Raw genomic sequence first — 14,345 nt, 5'->3', positions numbered from 1 at the left:
AGACTGCGCCAGCCTCCGCTTGAGGTGGTGCCTTCGCCTTCATTTATAGGGGACTTCGATGTCCGTACGACGCACACGCAAAGACGATGGCAGCCAATGGACAGTTGCGGACAGCCGCAGTGTTTACGGGATTCGCCATTGGGGGGCCGGTTATTTCGCGATCAATGAAGCCGGTCGCGTAGAAGTCCGTCCGAACGGTCCGAACAGCACGCCTGTCGATCTGTACGAGCAAGTCGACGAGCTGCGCAAAAGCGGCCTGTCGTTGCCGCTGCTGGTGCGCTTCCCCGATATCCTGCAAGACCGTGTGCGCCAGCTCACCGGTGCCTTCGATTCGAACATCGAGCGCCTGGAATACCAGAGCCAGTACACCGCGCTGTACCCGATCAAGGTGAACCAGCAGGAAGCGGTGATCGAGAACATCATCGCCACCCAGAACGTCTCCATCGGCCTGGAAGCCGGCTCCAAGCCGGAGCTGCTGGCCGTGCTGGCCCTGGCACCGAAGGGCGGCACCATTGTCTGCAACGGCTACAAAGACCGTGAATTCATCCGCCTGGCGCTGATGGGCCAGAAGCTCGGCCACAACGTGTTCATCGTGATCGAGAAAGAATCCGAAGTTGAACTGGTGATCGAAGAGGCCGCCAGCCTCAAGGTCAAGCCGCAGGTGGGCTTGCGTGTGCGCCTGTCGTCCCTGGCCTCGAGCAAGTGGGCGGACACCGGTGGCGAGAAGTCCAAGTTCGGTTTGTCGGCGGCGCAGCTGCTGTCGGTGGTCGAGCGTTTTCGCGCGGCCGGCCTGGACCAGGGCATCCGCCTGCTGCACTTCCATATGGGCTCGCAGATCGCCAACCTGGCCGACTACCAGCACGGGTTCAAGGAAGCCATTCGTTACTACGGCGAACTGCGCAACCTCGGCCTGCCGGTGGACCACATCGATGTGGGCGGCGGCCTGGGCGTGGACTACGACGGTACCCACTCGCGCAACGCCAGCTCGATCAACTACGACATGGACGACTACGCCGGCGTGGTGGTGGGCATGCTCAAGGAGTTCTGCGACGCGCAGAGCCTGCCGCACCCGCACATCTTCTCCGAGAGTGGCCGTTCCCTGACGGCCCACCACGCCATGCTGGTGGTGCAGGTGACCGACGTCGAGAAACACAACGACGAAATCCCGACCATCGAAAACAAGGAAAGCCTGCCGGAAACCGTGCAGTGGCTGGTGGACCTGCTCGGCCCGACCGATATCGAGATGGTCACCGAAACCTACTGGCGCGCCACTCACTACATGAGCGACGTGGCCACCCAGTATGCCGACGGCAAGCTGACCCTGGCCGAGAAAGCCCTGGCCGAGCAGTGCTACTTCGCGGTGTGCCGTCGCCTGCACAACTCGCTCAAGGCCCGCCAGCGCTCGCACCGCCAGGTGCTGGACGAACTCAACGACAAGCTGGCCGACAAGTACATCTGCAACTTCTCGGTGTTCCAGAGCCTGCCGGACACCTGGGCCATCGGCCAGGTACTGCCTATTCTGCCGCTGCATCGCCTCGACGAAGAGCCGCTGCGCCGCGCCGTGCTGCAAGACCTGACCTGTGACTCCGACGGCAAGATCAAGCAGTACGTCGACGAGCAGAGCATCGAGACCAGCCTGCCGGTCCATGCCTTGAACGAGGGCGAAGACTACCTGCTGGGCATCTTCCTGGTCGGCGCGTATCAGGAAATCCTCGGCGATATGCACAACCTGTTCGGCGACACCGATTCGGTGAACATCTACCAGCGTGAAGACGGTTCGGTGTACAGCGCCGGGATCGAGACTCACGACACCATCGAAGACATGCTGCGCTATGTGCACTTGTCGCCGGAGGAATTGATGACGCATTACCGCGACAAGTGTGCCAGCGCGAAGATCTCCGCGTCGGAACGCACCCAGTTCCTGGACGCGTTGCGCCTGGGCCTGACCCGTTCTTCCTACCTGTCCTCATAAAACATGTGGGAGGGGGCTTGCCCCCTCCCACATTTGGATTGCCTTTGTTCAGTTGGCGCCCAGCCACAGCCCTTGCCGATTCAGCCGCCAGGCAATTGCCCACAGGGTCAAACTGCGCACCGCCATGAACAACAGAAAGGTGATCCACAACCCGTGGTTGCCCAACCCCTGCAATGCCCACGCAATTGGCAGCATCAGCAGCACCGTCAGCAACATCCCATTGCGCATTTCCCGCGCCCGCGTGGCGCCGATAAACAGCCCATCGAGCAAATAACTCCACACTGCGATCAACGGCAATACCGCGAGGTAGGGCAGGTAGATGTCGGCGGTTTCGCGCACGCTGGGAATGTCTGTTTGCATGGCGATAAACAGATGGCCGCCGAAGGTGAACAGCAGGGCGAACCCGACGCTGGCGATCAGCGACCATCCACAGGCAACCACCAATGATCGCCTTAACGCCTGGCGGTCACGTGCGCCAATGGCGTGGCCGCACAGGGCCTCGACGGCGTGGGCCAGGCCATCCAGGGCATGTGCCGTCAGTAACAGGCCATTGAGTAACAGGGCATTGGCTGCAACTGTGGCGTCCCCCAGGCGCGCGCCTTGTACGGTGATCATGAAAAACACCGACTGCAACGCCAGGCTGCGGATAAAGATATCGCGATTCACCGCCAGCAGCGGGCGCCAGCTTTGCCATTGCTTCAGTGCGGCCCAGGCGATATGCCCGGGATAGGCGCGCAGGGCTTTTTGCGTAAGGGCCAGGCCGAGCAGGGCGCCGGTCCACTCCGCGATCACCGAGGCGCGGGCCGAACCGACCACGCCCCAATCCAGGCCCAGAACGAACCACAGGTTCAGCGCGATATTGACCAGGTTGGTGGTCAGCAGGATGGCCAACGGCGCACGGGCGTTCTGGGTGCCGAGGAACCAGCCGACCAGCGCGTAGCTGGCAAGCGCGGCAGGCAGTCCGAACAGACGCGTATGGAAGAATTCCCGGGTCAGTTGGTTCAGTTCGGCCGAGGGCTGCATCCACTCCAGCGCCAGATGGCTGAGCGGAATACCCACGGTGCCCAGCAACATCGCCAGCCCCAACGCCAGCAGCAGCCCTTGCAACAGCACCTGGCGCAAAGCCGCGCCGTCATTGCGCCCGGCAGCCTGGGCGGCAAAGCCGGTGGAGCCCATGCGCAAGAAGCCCATGGCCCAGGCGAGGAAGGTATACAGGCTGGCGCCGACGGCCACGGCACCCAGTTGGTGGGCGTGGGGCAGATGACCGATGACCATGCTGTCGACCAGGGCCACCAGCGGCACGGAAATATTCGACAGGATCATCGGCGCGGCCAGGGCCCAGACACGGCGATGGGTGGGGCGGTGGCGCCAGTCGGCGAGCAGGGTGGACATGAAGGCTCCTTGGTGGAGCGGTATTGTAACCGTCCATTAACCACACCGCAGATCCAATGTGGGAGGGGGCTTGCCCCTGATGGCGGCCTCTGGGCCGACCAGGATGTTGTGTCGATCCCGGTCCAAATGTGGGCTTGAATCCGTGGGCCGCCGCAATGGGCCATCCCTGGCCCAGTGCGGCTAACCCGGCGTCCTGCCGGGTTACCCACGGATTCAAGCCTGCGTTCGGCCAGCGTGGTTTAACGGGGCGCCTGAGATCAAGATCAAAAGCAGATCAAGATCAAGAGCGGCTCGCTTCGCATCGTGGTTACGGTGGTGCTACAGAGTTGGGTAGATACGTCAGGCAACTGATTTGTTGCTGATGTACCGCTATCGGGGGCAAGCCCCCTCCCACATTCTGGTCTCCAGCGGCTGTGGGATTTAGCTGGAGCTTGAGTCCCTCCAAGAACCAATCCACCCTCCGTCGGTCAATGTGATCGGCGCCACAGCGGGTTGGTCGGCGCTGATATATAGTTCACCCTCGGTTTCCTCTGACTATGAGTGCCCCATGCTTAACAAAGGATTGTTCCTGGCCTGTGCGCTGGCCCTGCTGAGCGCCTGCGATTCTTCCGATAAACCGTCCGCGCCATCTGCCCCGGCGGCGAGCGTGGCGCCCAAGCCGGCCAAGGCGGCGGTGGATGTGACGGCGTTGAAGCAGCGTTACGCCGGGCGTGAGTTAAGCGTGGTGGATGTGTCCGAGGTGCAGTTGGATGGGGCCAGCACCTTGTCGGTGAGTTTTTCCATTCCCCTGGACCCGGAGCAGAAGTTCGCCGACAAAGTCCATTTGGTCGACAGCAAGTCGGGCAAGGTCGACGGCGCCTGGGAGCTCTCGGATAACCTGATGGAGTTGCGCCTGCGCCACCTGGAGCCGCAGCGCAAGTTGGTGCTGACGGTGGACGCCGGGGTCAAGGCAGTCAACGCCAACACGCTCGCCGCCGAATACACCGCTCGCCTGGAAACCCGCGACCTGCAAGCCACCGTCGGTTTTGCCAGCCGCGGCACGCTGTTGCCGACGCGCCTGGCCGAGGGCCTGCCGGTGATCGCGCTGAACGTCGACAAGATCGACGTCGAGTTCTTCCGCATCAAGGCCGAGTCCCTGCCGGCATTCCTGGCGCAGTGGGGGCGCAATACCAGTCTGCAGAGTTACGAATCCCGCGAATTGCTGCCCATGGCCGATCTGGTCTACGGCGGGCGTTTCGACCTGAACCCGGCGCGCAACACCCGGGAAACCCTGTTGCTGCCGATCGCCGGCCTCAAGCAACTGCAGCAGCCCGGCGTATATTTGGCGGTGATGCGTGCTTCGGGTACCTACAACTATTCGCAACCGGCCACCCTGTTTACCTTGAGTGATATCGGCCTGTCGGTGCACCGCTACGCCAATCGCCTGGATGTGTTTACCCAGGCGCTGGAGGGCGGCAAGGCGTTGAATGGCGTCGAACTGGAAATCCTCGATGCCGAAGGCCGTGTGCTCGGCCAGGGCAAGACCGAAGACGGTGGCCACGCCGAGTTGCCGCTGCCGAAAAAAGCCCAGGTGTTGCTCGCCAAGCAGGGTGAACAAACCAGTTTGTTGCGCCTGGACAGTGCCGCGCTGGATCTGGCCGAGTTCGATATCGGTGGCCAGCCGTCCCATCCGTTGCAATTCTTTGTATTCGGCCCGCGTGACCTGTATCGCCCCGGTGAAACCGTGCTGCTCAATGCCCTGTTGCGCGACAAGGATGGCAACGCCGTCAAGCCGCAGCCGGTCAGCGTCGAAGTACGGCGCCCCGATGAACAGGTCAGCCGCAAATTCGTGTGGGAGGCCGACGCCTCCGGTCTCTATCAATACCCGCTGCAACTGGCCGGCGAAGCACCGACCGGGCGCTGGCAGCTGGTATTCGACCTGGGCGACGGCAAGCCGCAGCTGTATGAGTTCCTCGTCGAAGACTTCCTGCCCGAGCGCCTGGCGCTGGAGCTCAAGGGCAGTGACACGCCACTGAGCCCGGCGGATGACGCGGTTATCCAGGTCAATGGCCGTTATCTGTACGGCGCGCCGGCCTCGGGCAATCGGGTCAGCGGGCAGGTCTATGTGCGCCCGCTGCGCGAGGCGGTAAAAAACTTGCCGGGCTACCAGTTCGGCTCGGTCACCGAAGAAGAGCTGAGCCAGGATTTCGAACTGGACGAGAGCACGCTGGACGCCAAGGGCCAGGAAGCGCTGACCCTGGAAAGCAAATGGGCCGAGGCCAAGTCGCCGCTGCAACTGATCGTGCAAGCCAGCCTGCAAGAGTCGGGTGGGCGGCCGATCACCCGGCGCCTGGTACAGCCGATCTGGCCGGCCGAGCAATTGCCGGGCCTGCGCGGGCTGTTTGATGGCACTGAAACCAACGGCGACGGCCCGGCGGAATTCGAAGTGCTGGTGGCCAACCAGGACGGTCAGAAACTTGCCGCGCAGAACCTCAAGGTGCGTCTGGTGCGTGAGCGCCGCGACTATTACTGGAACTACTCGGACAATGATGGCTGGAGCTATCACTACAACGAGAAATTCCTCAACCTCGACGAACAAACCCTCGACATCAAGGCCGGCGACACCGCCAAGGTCAGCTTCCAGGTGGAGTGGGGCCCTTACCGCGTCGAGGTCGAAGACCCGCAGACCGGTTTGATCAGCAGCCTGCGCTTCTGGGCCGGCTACCAGGCCCAGGACAACACCGAAGGCGGCGCCGTGCGCCCCGATCAGGTCAAGCTGGCCTTGGATAAACCCGCCTATGCCGATGGCGACACCGCCAACGTCACCGTCACGCCGCCGGCGGCCGGTAAAGGCTACCTGCTGGTGGAGTCCGCCGAGGGCCCGCTGTGGTGGCAGGAAATCGACGTGCCGGCCGAGGGCAAAAGCTTTGCCGTGAAGCTTGACCCGAAATGGTCGCGGCATGACCTGTACGTGAGTGCGCTGGTGATCCGTCCCGGCGAGCGCAAAGCCAATATCACCCCCAAACGTGCGGTGGGCCTGCTGCATCTGCCGCTGGACCGTACCCAGCGCAAGCTCGGCCTGACGCTGACGGCGCCGGAAAAAATGCGCCCCAAACAGCCGTTGACGGTGAAAATCGCCGCCAAAAACGCCGACGGCAGCGTGCCCAAACAGGTGCATGTGCTGGTGGCCGCGGTGGACGTGGGCATTCTCAATATCACCGAATACCCGACACCCGATCCGTACTCCAGCCTGTTCGGCCGCAAGGCCTACGGCGTGGACCAGTTCGACATCTATGGCCAGTTGATCGAAGCCGGACAGGGCCGTCTGGCCAGCCTGGCGTTCGGGGGCGATGCGGCACTGGCCAAGGGCGGCAAGCGCCCGGACACCAGCGTGACCATCGTCGCCCTGCAAAGCGCGCCGGTCACGCTCAACGAGCAGGGCGAGGGCGAAGTCAGCGTCAATATTCCGGACTTCAACGGCGAGCTGCGCCTGATGGCCCAGGCCTGGAGCGATGACCGCTACGGCATGGCCGAAGCCAAGACAGTGATCGCCGCGCCGCTGATTGCCGAGCTGTCGGCACCGCGCTTCCTGGCCGGTGGTGACGAGACGACGTTGGCGCTGGACCTGTCCAATCTCTCGGGCAAGGCGCAGAAGCTGGAGGTGCAACTGAGCGCCGAAGGGCAGTTGGAGCTGGTCAACGGCGGCGCACACAGCGTCGAGTTGAAACAAGGCCAGCGCACCACGCTGCGCATCCCGGTAAAAGCCTGGGGCGGCCTGGGCAACGGCAAGGTCAAGGTGACGGTCAACGGCCTGGATCTACCCGGTGAAAACCTGCCGCCGTTCAGCCGTGAATGGACCCTGGGTGTGCGCCCTGCCTACCCTGCGTTGCTCAAGCATTACCGCGCCGTGCTCAAGGACCAGCCGTGGAGCTTGCCTGCGGGCACGCTGGAGCAGTTCGACAGCGCTGGCAGCGAGGCGTTGTTGAGCCTGTCCAGCCGACCGCCGTTGAACCTCGGCGCGCAGATCAGTGCGCTCAAGGCTTATCCCTACGGCTGCCTTGAGCAAACCGCCAGCGGCCTGTACCCATCGCTGTATGCCGATGACGCGTTGCTTAAACGCCTGAGCATCAAGGGCGAGCCGGATGCCGAGCGTAAACGCAAGATCGAGCTGGGTATCGAACGCCTGCTGGGCATGCAGCGCTACAACGGCAGCTTCGGTTTGTGGGGCGCCGACGGCGAGGAAGAATATTGGCTGACCGCCTATGTCACCGATTTCCTGCTGCGCGCCCGCGACCAGGGTTTTGCGGTACCGGCCGAGGCGCTGAAGAAAGCCAGTGAGCGTCTGCTGCGCTATGTGCAGGAGCGCAACCTGATCGAAGTCGACTACAGCGACAACGCCGAACACACCCGTTTTGCCGTGCAGGCCTACGCCGGCATGGTCCTGGCGCGCAGTCAGCAGGCGCCGCTGGGGGCCTTGCGCAGTATTTTCGAGCGACGCAGCGATGCGCGTTCCGGCTTGCCCTTGGTGCAGTTGGCCATCGCCCTGCAGAAAATGGGCGACCAGCCGCGTGCGGACCAGGCGTTGCTCGCCGGCCTGGCCGCGCAGCGCAGCGCCAAGGAATGGCTGGCCGACTACGGCAGCCCGTTGCGCGATCAGGCGATGATCCTGGCGTTGCTGGAAGAAAATGACTTGGCCAAGGGCAAGCGCGAGGAACGCCTGTTCACACTCTCGGACCAGTTGGCGGCCAGCCCGTATCTGTCGACCCAGGAGCGTAATTCGCTGTTCCTCGCCGGGCGGCTCGGGCTCGCCCAGCCAGAGGCGAACTGGCAGGTGTCGCTGACCGGCAGTGGCGGTGTGCGTGAACTGAACAACCAGCAATCGACGCTGCAACTGGATGACAAGCTGCTGACCAGCGACTTGAGCCTGAGCAATCAGGGGCAAACGCCGGTGTACCAGCAACTGACGATTTCCGGTTATCCACAAGTGCCACCGGCAGCGGGCGGTGAGAACCTGAGCATCCGTCGTGAGTACCTGGGCATGAACGGCCAACCGCTGAACCTGCGTAGCCTCAACAGCGGGGATCTGGTGCTGGTGCATTTGGCGGTCAGCGCCAAACAACGCGTGCCGGATGCCCTGGTGGTCGACCTGCTGCCCGCCGGCCTGGAACTGGAAAACCAGAACCTGGCCCAAAGCGCGGCCAGCCTGGAGAACGCCAGCAGCCAGGTGAAGGAGTGGCGCGAGTCGATGCAGAACGCGTCGCTCAAGCATCAGGAGTTTCGTGATGACCGCTACGTGGCGGCGATGAACCTGGACGGTTACGGCGGCACGACGCACTTGCTGTACCTGGCACGGGCCGTGACACCGGGCACCTACCGCGTGCCGCCGCCGCAGGTGGAGTCGATGTATCGGCCGAACTGGCAGGCGGTGGGTGACACTCCGGCGGATATGGTGATCAAGGGCCGCTGATCGCTGAAGTTGAAATGGGGATCAATGTGGGAGGGGGCTTGCCCCCTCCCACAGGGATTGTGCGGTGTGTGTGGGATCAGTGCACGACCCAGCTCAACAACCACAGCCCCAGCACCAGCCAGATGATCCCGATAATGACCGAGGCCCGCATAAAGGCGCGTACCGCCGAGTACAGCAGGAGCAACCCGACGATCAGGGTGATGATGCTGATGATCGAGGTGTCCATGCCCAGGGTGCGCGACAAGCCATCGATAAAGTTGCCGCCAGCATGGGTCAAGGCTCCGAACAAGCCGCTCAGACCGTCGACGATAAAGCGGATGACGGAGCCGAGCGCCTGGCCCAACCACTCGAAAAAGCTTTCTACCTGCATGTGCGTGTCCTGATAAGAAGGTGGGCGTAACTGTGCCTTTGGTCGTTGTTGCGACGGGCGAGTTCCCTACAAGCATAGAGGTTTGCCCGGTTGAATTTGCGTTTTGTTGCCCGCTGGACACTGGTGAGCCTGTTGTTGGTCATCGCCCTGCTATGGCTGGCCGACCGTATCTGGCCGTTGCCCCTGCCCCAGGACGACCTGGCCCGGGTAGTGCTGGCCGAGGATGGCACGCCATTGTGGCGCTTTGCCGATGCCAACGGCGTGTGGCGCTATCCGGTGCACACCAGTGAGGTCTCGCCGTATTACCTGGACGCGTTGCTGACCTACGAAGATCGTTGGTTCTATCGGCACCCCGGGGTAAATCCGTTGGCGCTGGTGCGGGCGACGTGGCAGAACCTGAGCGGCGCACGGGTGGTGTCGGGCGGCAGCACCTTGTCGATGCAGGTGGCGCGATTGCTCGACCCGCATTCACGCACCCTGCATGGCAAGTTGCGCCAACTCTGGCGTACCGCGCAATTGGAGTGGCACCTGTCCAAGGACGAAATCCTCAACCTGTACCTCAACCGTGCGCCATTCGGCGGTACGTTGCAGGGCGTGGCGGCGGCCAGTTGGGCTTATCTGGGCAAATCCCCGGCGCAGCTGACCCACGCCGAAGCCGCGCTGCTCGCAGTACTGCCCCAGGCACCGAGTCGCTTGCGCCCGGACCGTCACCCGCAACGCGCCCAGCAGGCCCGGGACAAAGTGCTACGGCGCCTTGCCGAGTTCCAGGTATGGCCGCAATCGGCGGTCGATGAGGCCCTGGAAGAACCGCTGCTGCTCGCGCCGCGCCTGGAACCGAGCCTTGCCCCCTTGCTCGCGCGCCGCCTGAACCGGCCGGACAGCCCGCCATTGATCCGCACCACGGTGGACGCCACCCTGCAACGCCGCCTTGAAGACCTGCTGCTGGGATGGCGTGCGCGTTTGCCTGAGCACACCTCGGCGGCGATCCTGGTGGTGGAGGAGGAAACCATGGCCGTACGCGCCTACCTAGGCTCTGTGGATATCAATGACGCCAAGCGCTTCGGCCATGTGGACATGATCAACGCGCTGCGCTCGCCCGGGTCCACCTTGAAACCCTTCCTCTATGGCATGGCCCTGGATGACGGCCTGATTCATTCCGAGTCCCTGCTGCAGGACGTGCCGCGACGCTATGGCGATTACCGGCCGGGCAATTTCTCCATGGGGTTTACCGGGGCGGTGCCGGCGAGTACGGCGCTGTCCAGCTCGCTGAACCTGCCGGCGGTGCAATTGTTGGAAGCCTACGGGCCGAAACGCTTTGCCGCGCAGATGCGCATCGGCGGCATGCCGCTGGCCTTGCCGGCGTTGGCCGAGCCGAACCTGGCGTTGATCCTGGGCGGTGCGGGCAGCCGCCTGGAAGAGCTGGTCAGCGGCTACAGTGCATTCGCCCGCGACGGCAAGAGTGCCACCCTGCGCCTGCAGCCGGATGACGCGCTGCGCGAGCGCCCATTACTGTCGCCAGGGGCAGCCTGGATCGTGCGACGCATCCTCAGTGGCCAGGCGCGCCCCGATCGCGACCCACGGGCCGAGCTGGTGCAACGCCCGACGCTGGCCTGGAAGACCGGCACCAGCTATGGCTTTCGTGATGCCTGGGCGATTGGCGTCGGTCCGCGTTATCTGATCGGCGTCTGGATCGGCCGGCCGGACGGCACGCCGGTGCCGGGGCAGTTTGGCCTGGCGTCGGCCGCGCCGTTGATGTTGCAGGTGCATGACGTGTTGACCAACCGCGACAGCCAGCGCGGCATCAGCGCGCCCGTCAAGGCCGTGCCGGCCAATGTGGGCGTGGCGGCAATCTGTTGGCCGCTGGGCCAGCCGATGAATCGCAGCGATCCCAATTGTCGTCGCCAGCGTTTTGCCTGGACACTGGACAACACCACACCGCCGACTTTGCAGGCATTGGATCAGCCGTTGAGCGTGGGGTTGATGGAAAACCTCTGGATCAACGCCAAGGGCTTGCGCGTGGACGCCCATTGCCCTGGCGCCGAACCGAAGCCTATCGCCCTGTGGCCGGCGCCGCTGGAGCCCTGGCTGCCCAGGGTGGAGCGCCGTGAAGCACGCATCCCGGCCGCCGACCCGGATTGTCCGCCACCGGCACTGGCCGCCGCTTCGCCGTTGTCCATAGTGGGGGTGCGCGAGGGCGACCAATTGCGTTTGCCGGCTGCCAGCCAACAAGCGCTGCGCCTGAAAATCTCCGCGCTGGGCGGTAGCGGGCGGCGGTGGTGGTTCCTCAATGGTGCGCCGTTGGGCGATAGCGCCAATCAGGACAGCATCAATGCCAGCTTTGAGCGCTTGGGGCGCTATCAGCTCAGTGTGTTGGATGAGGCCGGGCAGACTGCCAGGCTTGAGTTCAGCGTCGTTGATTAGGGCCTTATCGGGGGCAAGCCCCCTCCCACATTTGAACAGTGTTCACAGCTCAAAATTGTGGGAGGGGGCTTGCCCCCGATGAGGCCCTCAAGATCCACACCGCTATTCACTTGCCTTCACTCCCCATCCCCCTGAAGCTATACACACTCAGGAGCCCCCAATGAACCTCGAACACCTCACCGAACGCCTGCACCGCATCCGCGATGCCAACGACTGGAAGCCGTTCCACAGCCCGAAAAACCTGGCCATGGCCGCCAGTGTGGAAATGGCCGAACTGGTCGAGATTTTCCAATGGCTGACCGAAGACCAGTCGCGCCAATTGCCGGCCGATAAACTCGCGCATGCCGGCCAGGAAGTCGGCGATATCGTGCTGTACCTGCTATTGCTGTGCAGTGAGCTGGGCCTGGACATGAACGAGGTGGTGCGCGCCAAACTGGCCGACAGCGAACGGCGGTTTGCCCATGAGTGACCGGCATTTCGATCAGTTGGCCACGCGCTTCGCCGAGAAAATCTACGGCGGCGCCAAGGGCGCGATTCGCCTGGCGGTGTTGCAGGCCGATCTCACCGAGGCGTTGCCGGATCGCCCGTTGCGCGTGCTGGATATCGGCGCGGGGTTGGGGCATATGGCGTTGTGGCTGGCCGAACGCGGCCATCAGGTGACCCTGGCCGAGCCCGCCGCGCCCATGCTCGAAGGCGCGCGCCAGCGGTTCGCCGACGCCGGGCAGAGCGCCACGTTCATCCATGCGCCCTGGCAAGACTTGCTTGGCCAGCTCACCGAGCCCTACGACCTGGTGCTGTGCCACGCTGTGCTGGAATGGCTGGCCGAACCCCATGCGATCCTGCCGGTACTGCATCAATTGACGCTGCCCGGCGGTTGGTTGTCCCTGGCGTTCTATAACCGCGATGCGCTGATCTATCGCAACCTGCTCAAGGGCCACTTTCGCAAGATGCGCAAGAACGATATGGCCGGCGAAAAACAGAGCCTCACGCCGCAACAGCCGCTGGACCCTCGGGAATTGGCGGCGCAACTCGAAGGGCTGTGGCAGGTCGAAAGCCAAAGTGGCGTGCGCGTGTTCCACGACTATATGCCGGTGGAATTCCAGGCGCGCGCCGAGCTGCAGGATCTGTTGGAGATGGAGCTCGCTCACCGTCGTCACCCAAGCTTTGCCGGACTTGGGCGTTATTTGCACTGGGTTTGCCGTCCGGTCTAAGCGGCCCAGTCTGCGGAGGTCGAAATGCGTCGTCTCTGTTTGATCCTGTTGTCTCTTGGGCTGAGTGCTTGCTCCAGCCCTAACCCTTACGTGGCCGCGTCGGCGCCGATGCCGCCGGCCCCGGCCCAGGCGGCCAGTACCTTTGATGCCAGCGCTTACCCGGCGCCGGTGCGCGACTATGGCGCCTACCGCAATTGGGCCTGGCGCAATGGCCAGCTGCCGGCGGGGACCGCCTGGGCGGATTCGGCCCAGGTCGCCGAAGCCGTGAGCGGGGCGCTGGACCAGCGTGGCCTGCGCCCCGTGCATGACACGCGTGCGCCGGACCTGCTGGTCAGCGCCGACGTGCGCCTGGAGAAGCGCCTGCGCCAGGTCCAGGACGATTATGGCTACGGTTATGGCGGCTACAACCGCTATGGCAATGGCTACGGCATGTACAACTCGGTGCCGGTGGTGCGTACCTATGAAGTGCAGGTCGTGGTGGTGCGAGTCAATCTGTTCGACGCCCGCAGCGGCCAGCCGGTGTGGAGCGCCAGTGCCGAAACGGGCAGCCAGGGCAGCCTCAGCGAGCGCGCCGATGCGTTGCGCCAGGCGGTGCAGAAGGCAATGACGGCGTATCCTCCGCGTTAACCGCTATTCTCAACTGAAGCCGGACCGATCATCGGAGAACCCTCATGTTTCGTCGTATCGCTACGCTTGCCGTTGTCCTGCTGCTGGGCGGTTGCCAGAGTAATCAGGTCAACCATGACTTTGACGCCAGCCGCGACTTTGGCGCCTACCGTAACTGGGCCTGGAAAGAGCCGGCGCTGCAATACCGCCCGGATGACCCGCGTATCAAGAGCGACCTCACCGAGCAGCGCATTCGTCAGGCTGTGGGCGAGCAGCTTGACCAGCGCGGTCTGCGCCCCGCCGGGCCCGGCAGTAAGGCCGACCTTTCTGTGCAGGCCTATCTGATCGTCGAGGACCGCCAGCAACAGGTCACCACCAATTACGGCGGCGCCTGGGGCGGGCCGTGGAATGGCTACTGGGGCGCGCCGATGTACAACGAAACGCGCAGCATCTCTTACAAGGTGGCGACGCTGCAGATTGATTTGCTCGATGGCAGGGACGGCAAGTTGGTGTGGCGTGGCAGTGATGAGCAGATCATGGCCAGTTCGCCGAACCCGCAGGACCGCAGCAATGCCATCCGCAGCACCGTGGCGAAGATCCTCGCCAATTATCCGCCGCGCTGATGTTGGGGAAAGGGACCTGCTCCGGTGACGGCCTTCCGGCCTCCTCGGTCATAATGTGGGAGGGGGCTTGCTCCCGATGGCGACCTCTGGGCCGACCAGGATGCTGGGGCAGATCGAGTACATATCCATTCCTGCGGTAACGGCGGCTGGCGGTTCCGCTCTTACAGCGGGTCACTTTTGAACGGACCCAAAAGTAACCAAAAGGTCCTCGCCCCACCACTCGGCACCTCGCCCAGGCTCGGTGTGCCCGAACGCAGGCTTGAATCCGTGGGCCGCCGCCACGCGCCATCCATGGCGCGGGGCG

At 63.7% G+C, this 14,345-nt stretch carries 9 protein-coding genes; 7 read left to right on the top strand and 2 right to left on the bottom strand.

Translation table 11 applies throughout. The features are described 5' to 3' along the window. Nucleotides 1-58: 58 nt before the first annotated feature. Nucleotides 59-1,972, top strand: a complete 1,914-nt coding sequence (speA, locus tag BFQ04_RS14610; RefSeq protein WP_065883466.1) for an arginine decarboxylase — start codon at nucleotides 59-61, stop codon at nucleotides 1,970-1,972. 48 nt (nucleotides 1,973-2,020) lie between these two features. Here speA and BFQ04_RS14605 read toward each other — a convergent pair whose 3' ends face one another. Beyond that, complete coding sequence (locus BFQ04_RS14605; protein WP_065951437.1) at nucleotides 2,021-3,364, bottom strand: MATE family efflux transporter; 1,344 nt, start codon at nucleotides 3,362-3,364, stop codon at nucleotides 2,021-2,023. A gap of 547 nt (nucleotides 3,365-3,911) precedes the next feature. Between BFQ04_RS14605 and BFQ04_RS14600 the strand changes: the two genes are divergently transcribed. After that, complete coding sequence (locus BFQ04_RS14600; protein ID WP_065951436.1) at nucleotides 3,912-8,810, top strand: alpha-2-macroglobulin family protein; 4,899 nt, start codon at nucleotides 3,912-3,914, stop codon at nucleotides 8,808-8,810. A 76-nt stretch (nucleotides 8,811-8,886) separates the two neighbouring features. On the opposite strand, the gene BFQ04_RS14595 is transcribed toward BFQ04_RS14600, so the two are convergent. After that, a complete protein-coding gene (locus tag BFQ04_RS14595) occupies nucleotides 8,887-9,180 on the bottom strand; it encodes a hypothetical protein (RefSeq protein WP_065951435.1) in 294 nt (97 codons plus the stop codon). Between the two features lie 90 nt (nucleotides 9,181-9,270). On the opposite strand from BFQ04_RS14595, the gene pbpC reads away from it, so the two are divergent. From pbpC to BFQ04_RS14570, 5 genes are all read left to right on the top strand, one after another. Continuing rightward, nucleotides 9,271-11,601: a peptidoglycan glycosyltransferase PbpC gene (gene pbpC / locus BFQ04_RS14590; RefSeq protein ID WP_065951434.1), complete on the top strand. Its 2,331-nt coding sequence runs from the start codon at nucleotides 9,271-9,273 to the stop codon at nucleotides 11,599-11,601. Nucleotides 11,602-11,761: 160 nt separating this feature from the next. Beyond that, a complete protein-coding gene (locus tag BFQ04_RS14585; RefSeq protein WP_065951433.1) occupies nucleotides 11,762-12,070 on the top strand; it encodes a MazG-like family protein in 309 nt (102 codons plus the stop codon). Beyond that, on the top strand, nucleotides 12,063-12,812 hold the full coding sequence (locus BFQ04_RS14580) for a methyltransferase (protein ID WP_065951432.1): 750 nt from the start codon (nucleotides 12,063-12,065) through the stop codon (nucleotides 12,810-12,812). Before BFQ04_RS14585 ends, BFQ04_RS14580 begins: the two co-directional genes overlap by 8 nt. Nucleotides 12,813-12,836: 24 nt before the next feature. Beyond that, entirely contained in the window at nucleotides 12,837-13,439 is a 603-nt protein-coding gene (locus BFQ04_RS14575) for a DUF4136 domain-containing protein (protein ID WP_065951431.1), read from the top strand. 44 nt (nucleotides 13,440-13,483) lie between these two features. Beyond that, nucleotides 13,484-14,041: a DUF4136 domain-containing protein gene (locus tag BFQ04_RS14570; RefSeq protein WP_065951430.1), complete on the top strand. Its 558-nt coding sequence runs from the start codon at nucleotides 13,484-13,486 to the stop codon at nucleotides 14,039-14,041. The last annotated feature ends 304 nt before the right edge of the window (nucleotides 14,042-14,345 follow it).

This window comes from Pseudomonas sp. 37 R 15 (genome assembly GCF_900004865.1).
Taxonomy (GTDB): Bacteria; Pseudomonadota; Gammaproteobacteria; order Pseudomonadales; family Pseudomonadaceae; genus Aquipseudomonas; species Aquipseudomonas fluorescens_AM.
This window is presented reverse-complemented; position numbering and strand designations above follow the sequence as displayed.